The organism is Streptomyces pyxinicus (assembly GCF_024753135.1).
GTDB lineage: Bacteria > Actinomycetota > Actinomycetes > Streptomycetales > Streptomycetaceae > Streptomyces > Streptomyces pyxinicus.
Genome location: NZ_JANUGP010000015.1, coordinates 1 through 21,782 on the forward strand (window position 1 = coordinate 1; position 21,782 = coordinate 21,782).

Below are 21,782 nucleotides of genomic sequence, written 5' to 3' on the forward strand. Positions count from 1 at the left end.
GCTTCTTGGGTCAGCCCCGCACGCAACCGCAACTGCCGAATCGCCATGGCGAAGAGGTCTCCCATAGAGACCTTCCTACCAGGACGATAGCAACGAGTAATCCGGTCACGGGCACCTGGCGGGTAGTGCTTGTCCCGAGCCCGGAGAGCCACATCCCGGAGGGAGGGAACCGGGGCCAGATCACCACGTACATGACGATCGAGCAGAACTTCGGGAGCCTGCACGCCACGCTCCGTACGAAGGAGAGCGAGGGCATGCCTGGACGTGACCAGCGGAAGGACGAGGCGGGCCGCGCGGGGCTCTCGTGGCCTGAGCCGGGCGTAGCCCGCTGCAGACTGCGCCTGCGTGCCCGACTCGCCACCCGATATCAGGCACTGTTCGCGGCAGCTGCTCTACGCATCAACTCCGCGGCTGCGGCGACCAGTCAAGGTCAGACGATGTCCAGGCTGTCGACCCGGTTGTTCCAGGTGTTGTACACGGTGCCGCCGCAGTTGTAGTCGGAGAGGTCGCGCACGGCAGCCCCCGGCCCCAGCACGATGGAGTTGTCGCACTCAGACCATAGGTAGACGGTGCGGCTGGTGTTGTTCCAGACGCTGGAGACCTTGCCCCGCACCTTGGAGCCCACCGTGTAGTAGCCCGGCCCGGAAGCTGCGGACCACGCCGCTCCGTCGTAGCCGGGGTAGTCCCAGAGGCACACCCAACCACTCTTGCAGTCCGACGACGCGGCGGACGCGCTTCCGCTGGAGCCGGCCAGGAAGGTGGCGGCCATGGCGGCGGAAAGCGCGACAGCAGAGAAAGCCCGTCGCATGCGCATGTGTGACTCCGTTTCTGATGAAAGAACATGGCCCGGCCGCGATCAGCCAGCGCGAATCTAGCAGCAACCCAAGAAAGGGCCCCAGAGATTTTCGGCGATAATCGCGAACGATTTTCAGTCAGCCGGAAGCCCTCCATTCGATCGGAATTGAGAATTCCGGGTCAATATCGCGACGTTCCCCTGTTTAAGTTTTCGAATTCACTTATTATTAACTTGCATTACGTATATGGCATTCGCGGCCATGCGCCGGCGGGATCCGCAGGGCCTCGGGCCGTCCCGGAGCGGCTGCCAAGGGCGGGCGGTTCAGTACTTGCCACCTCGGGCTGAGTTGCGTGCGGAGGGCGGCGCGGGCCAGCAGCGGTCAAGGCAAGGCGCGTGCCCTGCGGGCGGCGCACCGGAGCCGCCCGCAGGGCACGTTGTGGTGAGGTCACCCTCCGCCGGTCAGGCGGTCACCAGCCTGGTGTCGTGGCGATCTTGCCGCCCCAGGTCTCCTGCTTGGTGCCCCCGGCGGAGTTCCACCACCAGTGCGCGAGTGTCCCGTCGGACGCGGCGCCGTAGACGTGCTGGGTGTCGCCCGCCGCCTGCGCCACCGGGTCCGAGGTGATCGTGCCGGACCACACGGCGTAGTTGTTGCCCGTGGTCGGATCCCACCACCAGTGGGCGAGAGTGTTACCCGTGGTGCGGGCGAAGACATGCTGCTGCCCCCCGTGCACGAACGAGATGGGGGGGCCGGCGAGCGCGGTCGGGGTGCTCAGCACCTGGCTCTTGACCACCTGGTCCGCGCTGTCCCACCACCAGTGGATGAGCCGGTTCTGCGGGTCGGCCCCATAGACGTGCAGCTGACCCCTTTGAACGAAGGCGGTGGCAGCGCCCTTGGCCGATCCCGGCCAGAGTTCGTGCCGGATGCCCGGCCCCTTCGTCCACCACCAGTGGTGGAGCCGGCCGTCGATGCCGACGGCCCAGACGTGCCGCTGCTCGCCGTAGCGCACAGCTACGGGGTCGCCGGCGAGAGTGCCTGCACCGGCCCAGGTCAGCTGCTTCACGGAGACGGTGGTGGGGCCCCACCAGGTGTCCAGCAGGCGCCCGTCCGTCGTGCGGACCCAGGCGTGCTGCTCGCCGGAGGCGACGAAGCCGGTGGGCGCCCCGGCCACCGTGCCCGCGCCGAGCCAGGTCTGGGACGAGAGGCCGGACGTGCCCCAGAACCGATGGATGAGGCTGCCATCGGTTCCGCGTGCCAGGACGTGCTGCTGGGCGCCATCGTTGAAGGCGACCGCCTTGCCCGAGGTGCCCGTGCCCCAGGTGCCGCGCTTGACCCTGCCGTCGGCCTCCTCGAACCAGTGGCCCAGGTCGCCCGTGGGCGTCGGCGCGAAGAGGTGCAGCTGGTCGGGGCTGGTGGTGGCCAGCGCTCCGGTGTTCTGGTTCAGGGTGAGGGAGCCGGCGCCGGCGGGGAGGTCCAGGTCGGCTTCGGTGAACGTGGTGAACCTGACGTCCTCGTGCTGATCCGTGGTCCCGGCTTCGTAGAGGATGCCGTAGGTTCCGCCGCCCAGGGAGGTCATAGAGCTGTAAGCAGAGATGCCGTCCTTCACCAGGGCGCCGTCCTCAGGGTCCTGCCAGGTGAGGCCGCCGTCGAAGGAGGAGCGGATGGTGAGGTCCTCGCGGCTGGCGCCGGCCGGAGCGGCGAACAGGGCCCGATCGTAGCCGTCGCGGCCCTTCTCCCGGAGGGCGAGGGTCGACGCCTGCACGCCGCCGTCGGGCAGGTCCATGTCCGCAAGGAGTGCGAAGTCGGACTTGAAGCTGAGCCCCTGGTCACCGGAGACCGCGTAGACCGCCCTGTCCCTGGTCCCGGGGTCGCCCTCCTCGTTGCGCGCCGTCACGAACAGACTGCCGTCACCGCGCTCGAACAAGCTCAGCTCCTGTGCACCGATGGCGGGTTCGGCGCCGAGAGAGGAGGCGCCGAGCCTCCAGGTGAGGCCGCCGTCGTCGCTGTAGATGAGCGCTCCGCCCAGGTTGGCCGGCGCGGCCCCCGGCGCCACGCGAACTGTCATGCCGGCGACCAGGCGTCCGGCATGCCGGCCATGGGTGAGCTGGATGGCGCTCGCGGGACCTGTCGACATCTGACCGGCGTACAGGACTCCCCAGGCGGTCGACCAGACGTTGGCGGAGATATCGGCCGCGGCCGTCCAGTGCAGGCCGTCGTCCTCACTGGTGGTGCGGTGAATGTGGTCGTAATTCTCGGTGTAGAGCACGACGACCCGCCCCGAGGCGGCGTCGACCACCGGTGACACGTTGTGGTAAATGTGCCCGGCGCTGTGCCGGGCCACCACCTGCAAGGCACTCCATGCGCCGTTGACGTAGCGCTTCACGACGATGTCGATGGAGGCTGTGTCGGAGCAGCTGCCAAGCCGGCCCTCGGCGAAGGCGAGCACGGTGCCGTCGGCGGCCTCGACCACCGCGGGGGCCCGGAAGCACACATAGGGGGCGGACGCCCCGGCCTCGCGCTCGCCCTCGGTGAAGACCGTCGTCTGCGGCCTGGTCAGCGGAGCCGCCGCCGCGACACCGGCGGGCAGGACCAGCGCGGACAGCACCGCCCAGACCACCGCGACAACGGTGACCAGGGCCGCGCCCCTTCGGCCGCCGTGGGAAGGTCGTCTCCTGCCCACCGACCCGTGTGACCTGGCAGACCCCTCGCCACCACGCATCTCCCACTCCCATACCTATGAAGGGGTCGGGCGCCCGGAAACTCCCCTAGCCGGTTCCCCCGTCGTACGGTGCCCCCGCCCGGCCACCAGGCAGTCTCGCCTCGGCCCATGAACGATGCATGAGCAGGGGACGAATAGTGTCGCTTCCGGCTGCCGGCGGGCGTGCGGGCTGCTTCGACCCGGAGTCATGCGATCCCCCCTTCAGGTCGCGACCGTCGCGCGCCGGCTGATGCTCTCGCCCACTCCGGCCCCCGTCCATACCGGGTATACCGGGTCGAGGAACGTCACCTGCCACGCCGCAGCGACCTCACGTACGGCCTGGCGGTCGCACCCGGGCTGGGTAGTTGCTGCTCCGTCGAACGGGTGGAGACGTCCAACGATGCCCGGCAGCCACCGGATCGGCCTCCTGGCCAGCCGGGTCCATGGCGCGCAGGTAGGTGGCGCGGGCGTCGGCGATCTCGCGCTCTATCGTCGCCCGTACCTCGGTGGTGACGGCGGCGACGCCGGCTTGGTCGGTCAGATCGGTCGATCAGGTCGCCGCGACCAGCCCAGCTTCCACGATCGCGGTCTCGGTCCGGCGCCGGTAGAGGAGGACGGCCGCCACGGTTGTGTTCCTCGGGCGTCCTGGAGGACGGCCGCCGCATTCTCGGTGATCCAATACGTCACTTCCCCCGGAGCCGAGCGACATGAGCCCGACATGCAGCTTCACTTCTGACGGGAGGACGGCAGTGGCGGTCGGATCCGTCTGCCGCTGCCGCTGCCGCGCTCAGGACACGTGTCCGACTGGTTCCGCTCCGGTCTGGATCAGGAAGCCGGTGAGTGCGTGGGCGAGTCGTTCGGGTTGGTCCTCGGGGATGAGGGTGGACGAGTCGGCGATCTCGATCAGTCGGCCCTGCGGGTACAGCTCCGCCAGCCGGGGGCCGTGCTCACGCGGCATCAACCGGTCCTCGGCCGCCCAGACGACCAGTACCGGGCGGTCGAATTCACGCAGTCGCTCGCTCCAGGCAAGCAAGGTTTTCCGTCCGGGTGCTCCGGTGGCGAATTTGGCGAAGTCCTTGCGGATAGCTCTGCTGCGGGTGGCCGGAGCGAACCAGTCGTCCATGATCTCGTCGGGTACCCCCCGCAGGCTCATTCCACCGTATCCGCCCCGGCTGTGACGGAAGGCGGGAACTCGCATGAACCGCGTCAGGAGCCAGACGCCGCCGGGAACCCTGCACACCCGCGCCATGGCTTTGGCCGGCCCTGGAGGAAAGTTGTCGAAGGCCTCGCAGGCCACCAGCACCAGGCGCGCGATGTGCCGGCCCTGCCCCTCCAGCACCAGAAACTGGCCTCCGCCCCAGTCATTCAGGACGAGGGTCACCTGGCCCAGACCGAGCCGCTCGATGAACTCGCCCAGGAGCCGGGCGACACCGCGCTGGGACAGATCGGCATCCGGTCTCATCGGCTGCCGGTGACCACCCAGGGGCAACGTGGGCAGGACACAGCGGTATCCGTCCAGCAGCGGAACCACCTTGCGCCACTGGGTCTCGTTCATCGGTAAACCGTGGCCGAATACGAGCACAGGCCCCTCACCACCGGTGTCCTGGTAGTCGATCGGTCCGGATGACAACTCGATTCTCGGCATCCCAACCCTCTCTTGATAGATCGTTCTACTGTAAGCTTGGAGCAAAGAGGGGTGGAAAGCAATGGGACAGTCGGACACACGAACCAGGATCCAGGGCGCCGCCACGGTGTTGTTCCGCCGCAACGGCTACTCGGCCACCGGCCTGAAGCGGATTGCGGCAGAGGCGGACGCACCGTTCGGCTCGATCTACCACTTCTTCCCCGGCGGCAAGCAGCAACTGGCCGAGACCACGATCCGCACGTCCGGAGCCGAGTACGGCCGCATGGTCCTGGCTCTGCTGGACAGTGTGCCGGACCCGGTGGAGTCCCTTGTGCACGCCTTCGAAGCGGCCGCGGACGACCTTGCGGCGGCCGACTATGCCGATGCGTGCCCGATCGGGACGGTGGCCTTGGAAGTCGCCAGCAGTAATGAGGTGTTGCGGGTCGCGACGGCTGAGGTTTTCGAGGAGTGGGTCGGCACGGCGACGCGGTGGTTCGGCCGTTGGGTGGCTGAACCGAAGACGGCGCATTCCCTCGCGTACTCGATGATCATGATGCTGGAGGGGGCTTTCATGCTCAGCCGAGCCGCCCGCGATCCGAAACCACTGCGGGTGGCCGGCCGGTCGATGGCCGAGTTGTTGCGCGCAGCCACCACTCAGCGATCCTGAGGCCCGGGCACGCCTGGCGGCGGTGCGGACGCGGTCATGATGAGGCACTCTCGCTGAGAAGTTCGACGTAGTGGCGGGCAACACCCAGGTGATGGGCCGCCTCATCAGCGACCTCCCTTCTGGCTGAGGAGGGCCCGCGGTCGTCGGTGAGAACTGCGTCGGCCGCCTGAAGGATGTGGAACGCGCCGTGAAGCCGACCGTTTCCGGGCTGCTCGTCCCTGCCTGGGAGTAGGGGAGGATTCGGATCAGGGCACCCCAGGTTCCTTGCGGCTCATTCTCCAACGCGATGTCGAAGAGTTCGCTGAGGACGGCTGCCTGCACTTTCGCCGCATCCATGAACTGTTCACCGGCCGGGAGGTCAGGAACCTCGCTCCCGTTGAGGTTGCGGACTCGTTATCCCTCGCACCTTGGAGGCCGCAGGCCACGGCGTTGCACAGTTCCGCCCAGACGGTCGCCGTCCCGGGCAGGGTGGTGCCGCCGTTCATCGCCGGCTTCAGCGTCTCCAGCGCGCAATCGGCTGAGCTTCTGTAACCGTCATTGAAGAGTCCCTTCCAACTCGGGTGATGGCAGTCGAAGCCGTAGGGAAGGAGCAGCGTGACGTGTTCGCGCCTGCCGGTCGGGACTTCACGACGCCCTGCCGGTCAGCGGCTGACGTGCGAGCAGCGCCAGGTGCTGCTTCCAGTCGGCCGTCCGCTTCGGCTGCGGAACGACGGAGGTGGCAGCGCCAGTGTGGCACGACTTGCACAGGCTGTCCTCGATCACCGGTCCCGTCAGGAAGAATCCGGCACCCGCACTCACCGTATGAGCCCCGGGTCGGGTCCTTCGGGTTCCCGTCCATCTCGCCAGCGGACAGCCAGCCGACGCGCTCGCCGACCGCAGCCTGTTCCCCGATGTGCAGCGGGTTCCCGGCGGGCGTCTGCTGATCGTCGGCCGCCCACGGCGTAGCGGTGGAGCGGCACGAGCCGGCCTCCCGCCCGCGAGTGGACCTGCGGGAGCAGGCCCCGGCCGTGCGAGCCCGGTTCGCCGAGATGGTCGCCCCCGGGTCTGGACTCCACCAGGCTCGCGTGTCTGGCCGCCCGGGGGCCGGTGGCCTCGGTGACGTTCATGACCTGGCCGACGAGTCGGGTGCCGCCTCGGGTGGCGCTTGTCGGCTGCGCGCGTCCCGCTGTCGGCCGGGGCGGCGCGGCCAGAACCGATGAGTGCGAGGAATGCGACAGGGGTGGGTTCACAGGAGATCCATAGGATGGGGGCGTGCAGAAGTCTCGTGGTGCGGGCAGGCCGGTGCCGATGCCGTTCGTGGCCCGGCGCGCTGAGTTGCGCGAACTGGAACGCCTACTGGGCTCGGCAGCCGCCGGGCATGGTGAGGCGCTGGTTCTGGATGGTGAAGCGGGGATAGGCAAGTCCACGCTCATCGACACCGCGGTGGGAGCGCTGGAGGGGTTCGAGGTGTTGCGGGCCTCCGGCGCCGAGTTCGAACAAGATCTCCTGTACGCAGTCCTGCACCAGTTGTGCGCGCCGTTGCTGGATTACCGTCTGAACCTCCCCGCGGTGCAGCGGCGCGCTCTTGAGGCCATATTCGGCCTTGCCGGTTCCCTCTCGCCAGATCAGTTGACCGTCAATCTGGCCGTTCTGGGGTTGCTGGCCGAGGCGGCGAGCGAGCGACCGGTCTGTTGCGTGGTGGATGACGCCCAGTGGAGCGATGAGGCGTCGCGGAAGGTGCTGGTGTTCGTCGCCCGGCGGGTGACTGCCGCACGGATCGCGTTGGTGTTCGCCGCCCGTGACGTCCGCTCGCTGGCGGGCTTGGAAGGTCTCCCCCGGCTGAGTCTGTCGGGCCTGGAAGACGAGGACGCCAGGGCCTTGCTCGGCGCGACGGTCCATGTCGGAGTGAACACCGAGGTCACCGACCGCATCCTGGCCGAGGCGCGTGGCAATCCCTTGGCGCTGCACGAGTTCGCCCACGAGGCCGAGCCGTTCGGTGTAACCCGGCATCACCGGGTCCATGCCAGTGTTCTGGAGGCGCTGGAACAGCAGTTCATCCATCGATTCGAACAGTTGCCGGATGCCACGCGGATGCTGGTGGTGCTTGCCGCCGCGGAACCGGTCGGTGACCTCTCCCTGCTCCGTCGTGCGGCACGCTTGCTCGGAAGCGACCCGGCAGACCTGGTGCACGCCGAGAACGCCGCGCTCCTGACCCTCGGCCCGCGGCTCCGCTTCCGCCATCCTCTCGTCCGCTCGGTCGTCTACGCGTCGGCCACATCGGGAGTGCGCCGGCGCGTGCACGGTGCACTCGCACAGGCGACGGACAGCGAGGCCGATCCCGACCGTCGGGCCTGGCACCGAGCCCACTCGGTCACCGACGCCGATGAACAGGTCGCCACCGAGTTGGAGGACTCGGCCGACCGTGCCTACAACCGGGGTGGATTCGGCGCGGCCGCGGCTTTCATGGAGCGAGCGAGTCAGTTGACACCGGCGCGCGAGGCGAAGGTCAGACGGCTCCTCGCCGCGGGACTGCTGCGGCTGCGGGCCGGGGCTCCGACAGCCGCCCGTGAACTCGTGGCCGAGGCCGAGCGCCATTGCCTGAACTTTCGGGACCGCGCCGCGGCTGACCTGCTGCGCGCCCGGATCGACTTCCAGATCTCTCACACCCTGCGAGCGACCACCACCCTCGTCGACGTCGTCGGCCGGACGGCGCCGGATCAGGCCCCGGAGACGTATTTGGAGGCGCTCGCGTCATTCATGTACAACGAGCACCAGCCGGGCCGTCTCAGGGAACTCGCCACACGCATCCGCGACCAGTCCCCGCGAGGCCCGTCAGCCCGTCCCTGCGAGTTGTTGCTCGACGGGCTGCTTGATCAGACGATGCTCCCCGTGAAGCAGGCGGTGCCGGCGATGCGCGCCGCAGTGGAGTCGTGCCGCGCGGCTCCCCGGGCGACCGGGCCGTGGCGCAATCTTCTGTGCCAACTCGTCATCGATCTGCGCGATGACGAGGCGATGGTGGAGATCCCGGACCGTCAGGTCGAGGTGGCACGCCGCCAGGGCGCTCTCGCCTCATTGCCGCAGGCGCTGCGCTATCAGGCGATCGCGCGGGTTTCGGTCGGCCTGTTCGATGAGGCGGCCGCCATGCTCGGAGAGGCTCGGCACATCGATGAGGCGGCGGGTACGCCCCCTCTCGTGGGTCCCGAGCTGGTGCACGCCGCTTTCCGTGGTGACGTCGACCGGTTTCGCGAACTGCAGTCGTTATTGGGCAGCGGTGGACGGCCGTTCGAGATCGCCGGCGAGTACTACGCGAATGCCGTGCTGAACAATGGACTCGGCAATTACGGAGAGGCGCTCGGCTCGGCACTCGCCGCCCAATGCCGTCACCAGGCAGGGTCGTACACGATTTGGGCCATCTACTCCGAACTGGTCGAGGCCGCCGCGCGCGCCGGCCGCGGCGAAGACGCCGCCACCGCCCTGCACCATCTGGAGGCGCTGGCCATGGCCAATCCCCTGCCGTGGGCAGTCGCCGAGTGGCGGCAGGCCCAGGCGTTGCTCGGGCACGACGTCGACCGGGACATGATGCACCGGGCGGCGATCGACTCCTTCGCCGAGACCCGGGTCCGCGTTCTCCATGCCCGTGCTCGCCTCACGTACGGGGAGTGGCTGCGTCGTGAGAACTGACGTGGAGAGGCCCGAACCGAACTCCGAGCGGCGTACGAGATGCTGTCGAGTATGGGCGCCGACGCCTTCGCCGACCGCGCGAGCCGTGAACTACAGGCCACCGGTGCCGTGTCGCACCGACACGGGGAGCGACTGATCAGTCAACTCACCCCGCAGGAACGGATCGTCGCGGAGAAGGCGGCGACCGGGGCGACCTCCAGGGACGTCGCCGCGATGTTGTTCCTGAGCCCACGTACTGTCGACACACATCTGCGCAACGTCTATCGCAAGCTGGGCATCTCGTCGCGTCGCGAGCTGCGCGGCATGTCCTGGTGACCGTCCCGCACCGGATTACGTAGCCGCGCCTCTACGCAGTTCTTACGGAGGTGGCGCGGTCCCCCGCTGCGCCAGGATCAGCACGCCCCCCTGCGGACCTCGCTTCACGAAGGCGTGGGGAACGGCTCACCCCTGCTCCAAAGCCCGCGAGCGCCCACATGACAAGCCGTACCGGATATCTCCGAGCAGATTGCGAGTCGACGGGTTGGCCAGACGCAGATTCTTCGGTTCCTTCCCTCCAGGCCGATCGCGGCGCGGAGGAGAACACATCAGACTGACATCTTTGTCCGGCGCCTACGCGCTCCTCATCGCGCTTCTCGTCGTGCCGCTCACCCTTCTCGAAGCACCAGCAGCACACGCGGTCTCACCCGAGGACACGCCCTTCCTCACCTGGAACATGCAGGGCGCGACCTCACTGGGCCAGAGCCTGTGGACGGACTATTTTCCAGGGCTCATGAACAGAGCTCCGGCTGACGTCGTCATGCTGCAGGAGTCGGGGGCAGGTCTCCCAGGAAGCGCCGTGCACTTGGACAACCCGCCCGGCAATCAGAATCCGCTGGTCAGTTACGGCCGATGGCGGCAGTTGGGAGGCCGGGAGACCTATTGGTGGATGGTGTTCCTCCAGACCCACGATCCGCTGGCGCCGGGCGGTCGGGTCAACACGGTCGTGATGGCGCGCAGACCGGTCGACCAGATTCTGGTGGTGGACAACCCGCTGCCCGGCACCCGCGGCCGGCCGGCGCTGGGCGTCCTGCTGGGAGACAACTGGTTCTTCAGCTACCACGCACTGTCCGGAGGAGGCGGAGACGCGGCCGCCATGCTCGCCGCGATCGGCGGAGCCGTCCGGGACGCACCACCACCAGCGGGCCATCAGTACAACTGGACTGTGGGCGGGGACTTCAACACCGAACCCAACAGCCTCGTCAGGAGGCGTGCCTACGGCGGCATTCCCACGCCGTCCGGTGGTCCACCCAATATCGTGTCCACCGGCCAGCCCACGCACCGTAACTCCGAGGGGCACTACGACCGGGAACTCGACTATGCCGTGACCACTACGGGGCGCCCCGAAGTGATCCAGGCGAACCGGATCAACCCTTACCTCTCGTCCGACCATGACCCTGTGCAGTTCGTCCCCAGATCGGAGCGTTCTTCGAGCAGCGAGCCGCAGATCGCCGCCATGCCGGCCGGTGGATTCGCGATGGACGGAGCGAACATCTCCACCGTTCCCGTCAATGGCACCGGGATGCGGCGTCCGCTGAGGAACTGCTACGTACTGACACTGCCGCCCTGTAACTGGGGTTCCATCAAGAGCCGTGCCAAGGCGGCCGGCCGTGCGGGCGCGACGGGCGGTTCCGGAGGCACGTTCGACTACGTGGGTGCCGTAACCGGCGGGAACACGAGCGACGGTGACAACGACGAGGAGACCTATCCCGGTCAGAGCATCGACCAGATCCGCCAGCACATGGTCACCGACCTACGTACGTACAAGCCCAATGTCGTGCTCCTGCAACTCGACGTCGCCAACGACCTGGCCAGTCACTCCGGCCTGACGACCACTCAAGAAGCGACACAGCTGGAGAATCTGCTCGATCAGATCTACTACGACCTGCCCAACACCACGGTTCTGGTCGGCGACCCGGCTCCCTCCCGGCAGCAGTCCATCCAGGACAAGATCTATACCGGGGACGCTTCCTACATTGCGCAGTCCGACCAGATCATCGCGGCCGAGGCCGGGGCGGGCCACCGCATCAGCAAAGTCGTCCTCGACTTCGAGCACGACGTCAGTGACCTGGACACCGGCCAGAAGGCGGACGGGGTGCCCAACTACGACGGCTACAAGGCCATGACAGCCGACTACGGGGCCCAGTTGATGAGCCTGTGGAAGGACGGCACCATCGTCGATCCGGGTGACGTCGTCGTGAATCCGTCCGACATCATCGTGGACGGCAGCGGAGTCGACGACACGGCCCACGGAGGGGGGTCCACCGCCGGCAGGCCGTGCGACATCTACGACTCCTTCAGTACCCCCTGCGTGGAGGCGGTCAGCACCACCAGGGCGCTGTACTCCGACTACGACGGGCCGCTGTACCAGGTGCAGCGTGCCGCGGACAAGGCGACCAAGGACATCCGTCCGCTGGCGGCGGGCGGATACGCCGACGCCGCGTCCCAGGATTCCTTCTGTGCCGACGCGACCTGCCTCATCACCAAGGTCTACGACCAGTCACCGCTGCACAATGACCTGACCGTCGAGGGCAAGGGCAGCGCCGGCGACGCCGACCACCCCGCCGACGCCGCCACCCTGCCGGTCACGGTGAACGGCCACAAGGTCTACGGCATCAACGTCACCGGACAGGTCGGCTACCGGAACAACAGCACGCAGGGGATCGCCAAGGGCGCCGAACCCGAGGGCATGTACATGGTGGCCAGCGGAACCCACGTCAACAGCGGCTGCTGTTTCGACTTCGGCAACGCCGAGACGAGCACCACCGACACCGGCAACGGTCACATGGACGCGGTGAACCTCGGCACGGAATGCTATTTCCCACCCTGCACCGGGCAGGGCCCCTGGGTCGAGGCCGACCTGGAGAACGGACTGTTCTCCGGCGCGAACGGCTCGAACCTGGCCAATAAGGGCAACAGCAGTAATTTCGTGACCGCGTTGCTGAAGAACGACGGCCGAAACACCTACGCCCTGAAAGGCGGCGACGCACAGTCAGGGAAGCTGTCGACCTGGTGGGACGGGGACCTGCCCGACCGCGGCGGGTACAAACCCATGCAGAAAGAGGGCGCCGTCGTGCTGGGCACGGGTGGCGACAACAGCAACCGGTCCATCGGGTCGTTCTTCGAGGGTGTGATGACCCACGGCTACCCGGGAGACGACGCCGACGACGCCGTCCAGGCCGACATCGTGTCAGCCGGATACGCCGGGAACTCGGCAGGCAGCGAACTCCCGGCCTCGGCGGCGGGACAGGCGGTGGTCCACAGCGGGTACTCCAGCGTGTTCTCGGTGAACGCGGCCAACGGCCACTTGCAGGAGACCTACCTGCCGGCCATGAACGACCCGTGGACCAGCCAGGACCTCTCCGCGAAGTACGGCACCCCGAAGGTCATGCCGGGCACACAACCGGTGTCACTGGTCCACGCCGACTACACCAGCGTGTTCACGATCGACGCCGGCAGCGGTCATCTTCAGGAGACGTACCTGACCGGCATCGGCGCCTCCTGGATCACCCAGGACCTCTCGGCGAAGTACGGCACCCCACGCTCGCGCGTGACGCCGACCGCAGTGGTGCACGGCGGGTACACCAGCCTGTACACGGTGGACACCAACGGTGACCTTCAGGAAACCTATCTGCCCGTCATCGGGAGTCCCTGGGTCACCCAGGACCTGTCCGCGAAGTACGGCACCCCGCAGGTCTTGGCGGGGACGTCTCCGGTCTCGCTGGTCCACGGCGGCTACACCAGCGTCTGGACCGTCAACGGCGGCGACCACCATCTCCAGGAGACCTATCTGCCCGCCGTCGGTGACCCCTGGACCACCCAGGACCTGTCCGCGAAGTACGGCACCCCGGTCACGACCACGACACCGGGCGCCGTGGTGCACGACGGCTACGCCAGCGTCTACACCGTGGACGGGGCCAACGGCCACCTCCAGGAAACCTACCTCCCCGCCATCGGCGACCCCTGGACCACCCAGGACTTCACCGCCAAGTACGGCACCCCCGCGGTGCGGGCGGGCACGGTCCCCGCGGCCCTCTTCCACACCGGGTACACCAGCGTCTACACCGTCGACGTGAACGGACATCTCCAGGAGAGCTACCTGCCCAGAATCGGTGATCCCTGGACCACCCAAGACTTCACCGCCAAGTACGGCAGCCCCGCCACCGCGACGACCCCGATCCCGCTGCTGCATCCCGCCGCGGACGGCGCTCTGACCTGGAGCAGTGTGTTCACGTTCGACGAGTTCAGCAACCACCTCAAGGAGAGCTACCTGCCCGGGATCGGCGATCCCTGGACCGTCCAGGACCTCTCCACAAAGTACGGCACGCCACCGGCTCTGGTCGCACCGGTCCCCACTCATCAGTGGTCGGCCGTCCATGACGGCTACACCAGCGTCTTCACCGTCGACGTGAAGACCCTCCACCTCGACGAGACCTTCCTGGACGCCATGGGCAAGCCGTGGAAGACGCAGGACCTGACCGAGAACTACCACACCCCCAGAGTGCGTTATATGACCACGCCCGCCGTGGTCACCCACGACGGCTACACCAGCGTGTACACCGTCAACCAGGACGGTGGCGATCTGCAGGAGACCTACCTGCCCCGCATGGGCGCTGACTGGGTCACCCAGAACCTGTCGAAGAACTACCACACCCCGGCCGTCGCCACAGTCAGCTCCCCGGCCGCCGTGTACCACGACGGCTATACCAGCGTGTACACCGTCAACGACGCGGACGGACATCTCCAGGAGACCTACCTGCCCGGCATCGGTGCCGACTGGGTCACCCAGGACCTGTCCGGGAAATACCACACCCCGGCCATGCAGAGCCAGACCTCTCCAGCCGCCGTCGTCCACGACGGCTGGACCAGCGTCTTCACGATCGACGCAGGAGACGACCACCTACAGGAAACGTATCTGCCCGCCGTCGGTGCCCCTTGGACCACCCAGGACCTGACGGCGAAGTGCCACACACCGGCGGCCAATCCGTTCAACAGCCCGACCGCCGTCGTCCATGACGGCTGGACCAGCGTCTACACATCCGACGCCAACCGTGACCTGCGGGAGACGTATCTGCCCGCCATCGGTGACGACTGGACCAGCCAGAACCTGTCCGAGAAGTACCAGACGCCGAAGGTGGCGCCGGGCATGCCACCCGTGGCGCTCTACCACACCGGCTACACCAGCGTGTACACCATCAACGACAAGGACCACCACCTACAGGAGACCTACCTGCCGGCCATCGGCAACGACTGGACCACCCAGGACCTCTCCGACAAATACCACACCCCGCCGGCCCGCGAGGCCCCGACCGCGCTCGTCCACTACGACGCCAACGGGGGCCTGACCTGGACCAGCGTCTACACCGTCAACTCCGACGACAACCACCTGAGCGAGACCTACCTGTCCGGTATCGGTGCCTCCTGGATCACCCAGGACTTCACCACGACCTACCACACGCCACCCGCGTACTGATCCACCGGACCCGGGCCGTCCCCGCACCCCGCGGGGACGGCCCACTCTCGTTCACAGGCCCGCTCCCGAGGACCCCAGGCACCGGCGTCGGTACCGACCACACCCAAGCAGATGTACAGGAGCAGCCGTGACCTTACGGATAGCCGTCACCGCCGAGCCGATCCCCTCACATGTGTCCGCCCTGGACTATGTCATCAGCCCGGCCCTTGAACAGGGCCATGAGGTGGTGCTGCACGCCCCCACCATGTTCCGGCACGAGGCCGGGCGGCGCGGGATGGGGTTCCGTCCTGCGGGAACCGACTGGACCTGCGACCCCGCTGTGCAGCGAGTGGCGAGCGACATCTGGCGGGAGGCCGGGAACGGTCCCTTCAACCGGTACGTCTTCGGCCGGCTCTGGCCGGAGCGGGCCGAGGCGAAGGCCCGCCATCTGGTCGCCGCGTGGACACGGACACGGCCCGACCTGGTGATCGCCGAGTGCAGCGATCCAGGTGCCCACCTCGCGGCTCGCGTAATGCGGTTGCCGCTGCTCGCGGCGGACAACGGCCTGGCTCCGGTGCTCCTGGACCTCTGGGACACCGACGTGGTCCCCGGGTTGGCCGCCCTCTACAAGCGGCACGGACAGGACGTACCGGCCCTGCCTCCGCTGCTGACGCCGACGCCGATCCCGTGGTTCTACGGGACACAGCCGCCGGCCATCCGCGGGGTACAGCGCACGGTCGCCGAACACCGTCGGGCCCTGCCCGGAAACCCGGCCCGCTACCCTTCGTCCCGTCCGCTCGTCTACGTGAGCCTCGGTACCGTGACCACCGCTCTGCCCGGCCTGCGTACCATCGTCGAGAGCGCGTACCGGGAGATCACGGCCGCGCTCCGCGGCATCGACTGCGACGCGATCGTGTCCGCGGGCCGTCTCGCGCACCACCTGCGGGATGCGGGCGGCCCTCGCATCAAAATCGTCGAACACGTCCCGCAACCCGCGCTCCTGCGCCATGCCGACCTGTTCGTGACACACGGGGGCCGGGCATCCCTGCTCGACGCGGTGCAGGCTTCGACACCCGTCCTGGGCATGGGAGTTCTGGCCGATCAGCCCGCCAACGTCGCTGCCTTCACCCGACGAGGCCTCGGCCGGGCGCTGGAACTGCGGACGACGCGTGCGGAGATCGCCGACGCCGTGACGGCCGTCCTCGACACTCCGCGCTACACCGACGCGGTGCGCGCCGCCGGGAGCGAGCTGTCCCGCTTGCCGCCACTCGACCTCAACCGAGCACTGCACGAGGTGAACGGGGCTGGAGCGGCGCGGTGAACAAGACCCCCTGGCTCCGGCTCGGCCCGGCGATCGCGAGGCGGCGGTTCGGCGGCCGGGGCCGCGTCCCCGACGACGCACCTGGCCGGGCGACCGGCGGGGCATCGGCGGGTACGCCGTTGCCCTGCGCGTGTCCTGCGTGTAGCGGGAAATGGGAGGTCCCGGCGACCAACTGGGCCTACCGGACGCCGATATTCACCTGGCGCGACACCTGCCACGACCTTGGCAGCAGCCCCCACTGGACCGGGCCCTGGCGACCGCAGGCCATCGGCAAGACCGAACGCTTCCACCGCACCCTCGCTCGACGAATGGGCCTACCAGCGGCCCTACACCTCAGATGCCGAACGCCAGAAAGCGTTGCACGAGTGGCTCGACTGGTACAACCACCACCGACCCCACACCGGCATCAGCGGCCACCCACCAGCCAGCCGCGTCACCAACCTGTCCGGACAGCGCACCTAGGTCGACGCGCTGTCCTGACGAGCGGCGGGTGCAGGCCACCGCGCGCAGAACCTCGGTGCGTACCCCTTCGGGGTGTCTGCCAGTACTTGGCCGACGACCGCCGGCAGGACGTTGCGGCTCAGATGGTTCCCGGCTGAACAGCACTTGTGCCGGTCGTCGTCGGTGGTCACGTTGAGCAGCGCGGTACGGGCGGCCCCGACCACCAGGTCGCGAAGACGGTGCCGGTCATCGTCCGTCCGGCGGCCCCGGCTGCTGCCGCCTCCCACACGGTGGGCGGGACGTCAGCGGTTCCGGTGGCCCGTGCTTCGAGCGCGTGCCGTTGCCGGGGAGCTGGAAGGTGGCGCCCATGCGAATGCCGTAGACGCAGTGCCCGCCCGCAGGACAGGCGGCTCGGGATTCGACGCCGTTGTCAAGGTAATCGGGCCCGGAGGCCTCCGCTGTCCGTCTGCCAGCCACCACCTCGGTCGTGTCCGTCGCGCTGGTCTGCGGCGCGCCCGGACACGGGGCACTGGCAAGAGAGCCGGCTGCGGACGGAATGGATCGCCGGTCGCGGTCAGCGCGAACGCCGCCCGGTGAGGAGGCGGTACAACAGGAGCACGATCACCGAGCCGACGATCGCGGCGATCCACGTCGACAGGTGGAAGAAGCCGTTGATGGAGTGCACGCCGAAGATCACCTTGCCGAGCCAGCCGCCGAGCAGACCGCCAAGGATGCCGATGAGCATGGTGACGAGGCAGCCGCCTGGGTCCTTGCCGGGCGTGAGTGCCTTGGCGATGGCGCCCGCGATGAGGCCGATGAGGATCCACGCGATGATGCCCACGATGTGCGTCCTTTGCTATAGGTGAGGCCGATAAAGACCCGACGAGGGTGCCGCCGGGGCTGCCCGCCGGTTGCTCCGTGCCGACGACCAGCGGCATACGGATATCCGCTCGGGATCAGTCCACACGGGACCAAGGTCCCGTTTCCTCCGACTGGCCCACCGGCACCCGCCCCGGGTCGGCGGCGGATTCGGTCGTCCCGCACCCGCACCCGCACGAGTAACTACGGCCTGACCGCTGGATAGATGTGGTCGACGACGTCGGCATCCACCGTCTCAGGGTGGATCACCTGCTGTCGGTCTGCCGTCAGGCACACGCCCAGGCATCGCCTTCCACCCCGACAGCGGGTAACTGGACCTGCTCCCGGACTCGCCCGCCTACGCCATCCAACTGCGGCTGAGCACCCTTCCGGGGCATCGCCGCAGCGAACCGGGACGTCGGCACCGATGCCGTCCGCGCCATCCGGGTCCTGGCCGCCGGCGCCGTACCCTCGGCCCTCGTGTCAGAGCCCACCCAGAAGGCTGTCGCCGCGCTTCAAGCTCCGGTGAAGACCCGTGACACGGCCTCGCATGGCTACCCACAGGCGATGGCCGCACACCTGGCCGGCGTCCCCGACAGGCGAGTGGACCCGGATATCGCCGAAGCCGGCGCGCGGCAGGTCCGAGCGATGTGCGAGCTGAGGCGGCGGGCTTCCCCTGAGGCCGGAGATGCCCCCGGACCATCAGACGATTTCGATCGAGGCAGCCCTGATCCCGCGTCGCCGTGAAGGCGAAGCCATCCGCGCTCTGGCATTACGCCGGGCCCGAACGAGCCGCGAGGCGAGGGCAGACAGTGGTCGGCGTCGCACAACCGGCTGCACTGCGCACGGGGGCGTGGACCGTCGTGCCGCCGGGACAAAGACTCCGTCATCATGGCCCCAGATTCGTGCCGCCGGCCTCGCCCTCGCGTCGACGAAGGCTGCCTGTCCCCCTTCCGTCCACGCCCGTCTAGGCGACGACTACCGATGCGTACGCGATGCCGGCCCGGCGAGGGTGGGTCGCATGGACATGGATCTGGACAGCGTCTCGGAGTGGACGGAGATCGTCCTGTGGGTGAGGCGGGAGACCGGCGGCTGGTCGGCCAGGACGGTGTGGGTGGTGGCGGTCGACGGGGAGGCGTACGTGCGCTCGGCCTTCGGGCGGCGCAGCGCGTGGTACCGCCAGGTCCTGCGGGACGCGGAGACGGAGGTGGAGGTGGCCGGGATCCGGCGGTCTGTCACCCTCCGGCCGGTGGACGACCCGGATCTGGTCCAGCGCGTCTCCGGCGCCTACCGGGCCAAGTACGGTCTGAGCTGGCCCGGTCCGGTGGAGTCGATGAACGCGTACGAGGCCGCGGCCACCACCATGCGGCTAGCGGATCTCCGGGAGGCCGCGCAGCTGCCTGCGTGAGGTGAGTCCGAGCTTGCGGAAGATATTGCGCAGATGCGCGTCGACCGTGCGCGGGCTGAGGAACAGCTTGGCCGCCACCTCCTTGGAGGTGGCGCCGTCGGCCACCAGACGGGCGATGTGCACCTCCTGCATGGTCAGCTGGTCCGAGGCCTTGGAGGTACGGCTGCGGGCCTGCTCGCCGGTGGCCCGCAGCTCGCCCGCGGCGCGTTCTGCGAACGCCTCTACGCCCAGGTCGGACAGCGCCTCGTGGGCGAGCCGCAACGCGGAGCGGGCGTCGCGCCGACGGCCTTGGCGGCGCAGCCACTCCCCGTACAGCAGCAGCGCCCGGGCGCGGTAGACGACCAGCGCGCCGTCCGCGAGCAGATCGACGGCCTCCTGGTACGCGGACTCCTCCCCGGTCACCAGCGCCCGCGCCCATGCCTCGACGCCCAGCCCCCAGGGCTGCCCGCCCGCCCGCGTACGCTCCCGGAGGGACGCCAGGGCGTCGGCGGCGACCTCCCTCTCGCCGCACCGCACCGCCGCCTCCACCAGCTCGGGCAGGGCGAGCCCCGCAGTGCCGACAGCGCCGTACTCCACCGCCTGCCGCGCCGCTTGCAGGGCGGCCGGGTAGTCCGCCAGCCCGTTGCCGAGCACGGCCGTCGCCCACCGCACGCTGAGACTCATCCGGTGGTCGACCGTCTCGAACAGCTCGGCGGCCTCCCGGCGACGCCCGCGCAGCGCGGCCAGATGCAGGCGCGGGTAGACCAGCGGAGCCGCCCCCGTGGCGTCGGCGATCGCCTCCTCCTCGGAGATCAGCTCCATGGCGGCGCCCAGCTCGCCGGCGTGCACCGACGCGGTGGCCCGCATGGCCAGTCCGATGGGCAGCGCGTGAAAGGAGCCCGACTCGCGGCCGGCCGCGACCGCCCGCGCGGAGATGCCCCGCAGGGCGGCGAAGTCCCACAGCTCGGTGGCCACCATGAAGCCGAGGGACGGCCGCCTGGCCCACACCGCTTCCTCGATGGAGCCGAGGACCGGTCCGAGGACGGGCCCGGCCGCCGCGTGCCCCTCGCCGACCAGGCGGACCAGACCGGTCAGCACCGCCGCCGCGCCGGACGCCGGCTCCGGCCCGTCCGGCGGCGCGACCTTGCGGCCGGCCGCCACCACGTCTTCCAGCCCGCCCAGCAGCAGCCCCATCTCGATGGCGTCCAGGCAGCACTCCCGCGACCGGACCGGGTCGGTGGCCGCCAGCCGGGACGCGGCCCGCAACAGGTGCGTGGTGGGGTTCTCCTCCCCGCGGCTGCGGACGAAGGACAGCCGGCCGCGGAGCAGGTCGGCCCTGGCCGCCCGGCTCTGATCATCGGCGCGGTCACCGGCCGGACGGTCGGTGCCGCCGTCGGCCGGATCGTCGGCCGGGACGGTGCTGAGCAGCTCGGCCGCGGTGTCGAAGTCGCCCACCGAGAGCTTGGCCTGCACCGCGGCGAGGACCCGCTCGGCTCGTCGGGCCGGGTCGGCCGTGAGTGCGGCCGAGCGTTCCAGGAACGCCGCCGACGCGGCGACACCGCCGCGTTCCCGGGCCCGGGCGGCGGAGGCCTCCAGCGCGGCGGCGACCTGCTCGTCCGGCCCGGCGCAGGCCTGGGCGAGGTGCCAGGCCCGCCGGTCGGGGTCGGTAACCGGGTCGGTCGCGGCGGCCAGCGCCCGGTGCGCCCGGCGCCGCTCCTGCGGCGTCGCGGCCCGGTAGGCGGCCGAGCGGGCGAGCGGGTGGCTGAACCGGATCCGGGTGCCGAACTCGACCAGTGGGACGGACTGCGCGGTGGCGTCCGCGTCGATGCCCAGGTCCCCGGCCGCCCGCCACAGCAGACCGGGATCGCCGATCGGATCGGCGGCGGCGACGGTGACCAGCAACCGGGCGGCCGGCGGCAGCAGCGCCAGCCGGGAGCGGAAACTGTGCTCGATCGCGTCGGGCACCGAGTCGGGCTGGGCGTACCCGCCCGCCATGCCGGCGAGCCCGGCGGTCCTGGGCAGTTCCACCAGCGCGAGCGGGTTGCCGCGCGCCTCGGCCAGCACCCGGTCCCGCACCCGCTCGTCCAGCGGGGCGCGGACCGCCGCGGCCAGCAACGCGCGGGCGTCCGCCTCGCCCAGTCCCCGCAACCGGTGGCCGGGCAGCCCGTCCAGCTCGGGCAGCCGGCTCGGCTCCCGTACCGCGAACACCAGGGCGACCGGCTCGGCCGACACCCGGCGGGCCAGGAAGGCCAGTGCCTTGGCCGAGGCCCGGTCCAGCCAGTGCGCGTCGTCGACGACGCACAGCACCGGGCGCTCCCGGGCGGTCTCCGTCAGCAGGCCCAGGGACGCGATGCCGACCAGGAACGGGTCGGGGGTGCCGGTGTCGAGGCCGAAGGCGATCTCCAGCGCGGCGCGGTGCGGCGCGGGCAGCGCCGTCAGCCGGTCGGTGACCGGCGCGAGCAGCTGGTGCAGTGCGGCGAACGGCAGCTCCATCTCGAACTCCGCGCCGGACGCCCGCAGGACGAGGACATCGGAGGCGACCTCGCCCAGCCGGCGCAGCAGCGCGCTCTTGCCGATGCCCGGCTCGCCCCGCAGGACCAGGGCACTGCCCCCGCCTTCCCTCGCCGCCTGGAGCAAGGTGTCCAGCCGGCGCAGCTCGTCCTGCCGGCCGGTCAGTTCCTCGCGTCGGCCTGTCGGCACTTCCGCACGTGTCCCGGGCATGCTCGACAACCTATGCGGTGACGCTCCCTGGCGGAATCCGGCAAAGCCCTCCGACTGCCGGGAGGTTGCGGCGCACGGCTTCCGTGGCGTGATCGCGGCCCCGGCGCCGTGACAGGGCCGGGT

12 protein-coding genes and 1 pseudogene are annotated in these 21,782 nt (G+C 69.4%); 8 read left to right on the plus strand and 5 right to left on the minus strand.

Annotation, left to right across the window (positions count from 1 at the left end; all coding sequences use genetic code 11):
• Positions 1 to 430: 430 nt before the first annotated feature.
• Together NX794_RS20070 and NX794_RS20075 are read right to left on the minus strand one after the other, a co-directional pair.
• The gene (locus NX794_RS20070) at positions 431 to 814 is read right to left on the minus strand and encodes a peptidase inhibitor family I36 protein (protein ID WP_258779975.1); all 384 of its coding nucleotides are present in this window, start codon (positions 812 to 814) and stop codon (positions 431 to 433) included.
• A 449-nt stretch (positions 815 to 1,263) separates the two neighbouring features.
• On the minus strand, positions 1,264 to 3,411 hold the full coding sequence (locus NX794_RS20075) for an exo-alpha-sialidase (protein WP_258779976.1): 2,148 nt from the start codon (positions 3,409 to 3,411) through the stop codon (positions 1,264 to 1,266).
• A 481-nt stretch (positions 3,412 to 3,892) separates the two neighbouring features.
• Between NX794_RS20075 and NX794_RS20080 the strand changes: the two genes are divergently transcribed.
• Complete coding sequence (locus tag NX794_RS20080; RefSeq protein ID WP_258779977.1) at positions 3,893 to 4,228, plus strand: hypothetical protein; 336 nt, start codon at positions 3,893 to 3,895, stop codon at positions 4,226 to 4,228.
• 51 nt (positions 4,229 to 4,279) lie between these two features.
• On the opposite strand, the gene NX794_RS20085 is transcribed toward NX794_RS20080, so the two are convergent.
• On the minus strand, positions 4,280 to 5,137 hold the full coding sequence (locus NX794_RS20085) for an alpha/beta fold hydrolase (RefSeq protein WP_258779978.1): 858 nt from the start codon (positions 5,135 to 5,137) through the stop codon (positions 4,280 to 4,282).
• A 61-nt stretch (positions 5,138 to 5,198) separates the two neighbouring features.
• Between NX794_RS20085 and NX794_RS20090 the strand changes: the two genes are divergently transcribed.
• From NX794_RS20090 to NX794_RS20115, 6 genes and pseudogenes are all read left to right on the plus strand, one after another.
• Positions 5,199 to 5,783, plus strand: a complete 585-nt coding sequence (locus NX794_RS20090) for a TetR/AcrR family transcriptional regulator (protein ID WP_258779979.1) — start codon at positions 5,199 to 5,201, stop codon at positions 5,781 to 5,783.
• 1,251 nt (positions 5,784 to 7,034) lie between these two features.
• Entirely contained in the window at positions 7,035 to 9,443 is a 2,409-nt protein-coding gene (locus tag NX794_RS20095; protein ID WP_258779980.1) for an ATP-binding protein, read from the plus strand.
• 51 nt (positions 9,444 to 9,494) lie between these two features.
• Positions 9,495 to 9,758, plus strand: a complete 264-nt coding sequence (locus NX794_RS20100) for a helix-turn-helix domain-containing protein (RefSeq protein WP_258779981.1) — start codon at positions 9,495 to 9,497, stop codon at positions 9,756 to 9,758.
• A 283-nt stretch (positions 9,759 to 10,041) separates the two neighbouring features.
• Positions 10,042 to 14,952: an arabinofuranosidase catalytic domain-containing protein gene (locus NX794_RS20105; protein ID WP_258779982.1), complete on the plus strand. Its 4,911-nt coding sequence runs from the start codon at positions 10,042 to 10,044 to the stop codon at positions 14,950 to 14,952.
• 127 nt (positions 14,953 to 15,079) lie between these two features.
• Positions 15,080 to 16,252 (plus strand): glycosyltransferase, encoded by a 1,173-nt coding sequence (locus NX794_RS20110; RefSeq protein WP_258779983.1) that lies wholly within the window; start codon positions 15,080 to 15,082, stop codon positions 16,250 to 16,252.
• 242 nt (positions 16,253 to 16,494) lie between these two features.
• A pseudogene (locus NX794_RS20115) lies at positions 16,495 to 16,714 on the plus strand (integrase core domain-containing protein); the annotation flags it as partial.
• A gap of 553 nt (positions 16,715 to 17,267) precedes the next feature.
• On the opposite strand, the gene NX794_RS20120 reads toward NX794_RS20115, so the two are convergent.
• Positions 17,268 to 17,534, minus strand: a complete 267-nt coding sequence (locus NX794_RS20120) for a GlsB/YeaQ/YmgE family stress response membrane protein (protein WP_258779984.1) — start codon at positions 17,532 to 17,534, stop codon at positions 17,268 to 17,270.
• A gap of 1,038 nt (positions 17,535 to 18,572) precedes the next feature.
• Between NX794_RS20120 and NX794_RS20125 the strand changes: the two genes are divergently transcribed.
• Positions 18,573 to 18,959 carry a DUF2255 family protein gene (locus NX794_RS20125; protein WP_258779985.1) on the plus strand — a complete coding sequence of 129 codons (387 nt, stop codon included), beginning with the start codon at positions 18,573 to 18,575 and terminating at the stop codon, positions 18,957 to 18,959.
• On the opposite strand, the gene NX794_RS20130 is transcribed toward NX794_RS20125, so the two are convergent.
• Positions 18,921 to 21,659, minus strand: a complete 2,739-nt coding sequence (locus tag NX794_RS20130) for an ATP-binding protein (protein ID WP_258779986.1) — start codon at positions 21,657 to 21,659, stop codon at positions 18,921 to 18,923. The two genes, NX794_RS20125 and NX794_RS20130, sit on opposite strands and share 39 nt — an antisense overlap.
• Between the last annotated feature and the right edge of the window lie 123 nt (positions 21,660 to 21,782).

Coding starts and splice junctions, on each gene's coding strand:
- NX794_RS20100 (WP_258779981.1), top strand. CDS start 9,495: ATGGGCGCCGACGCCTTCGCCGACCGCGCGAGCCGTGAACTACAGGCC.
- NX794_RS20085 (WP_258779978.1), bottom strand. CDS start 5,137: ATGCCGAGAATCGAGTTGTCATCCGGACCGATCGACTACCAGGACACC.
- NX794_RS20125 (WP_258779985.1), top strand. CDS start 18,573: ATGGACATGGATCTGGACAGCGTCTCGGAGTGGACGGAGATCGTCCTG.
- NX794_RS20090 (WP_258779979.1), top strand. CDS start 5,199: ATGGGACAGTCGGACACACGAACCAGGATCCAGGGCGCCGCCACGGTG.
- NX794_RS20070 (WP_258779975.1), bottom strand. CDS start 814: ATGCGCATGCGACGGGCTTTCTCTGCTGTCGCGCTTTCCGCCGCCATG.
- NX794_RS20080 (WP_258779977.1), top strand. CDS start 3,893: ATGCCCGGCAGCCACCGGATCGGCCTCCTGGCCAGCCGGGTCCATGGC.
- NX794_RS20130 (WP_258779986.1), bottom strand. CDS start 21,659: ATGCCCGGGACACGTGCGGAAGTGCCGACAGGCCGACGCGAGGAACTG.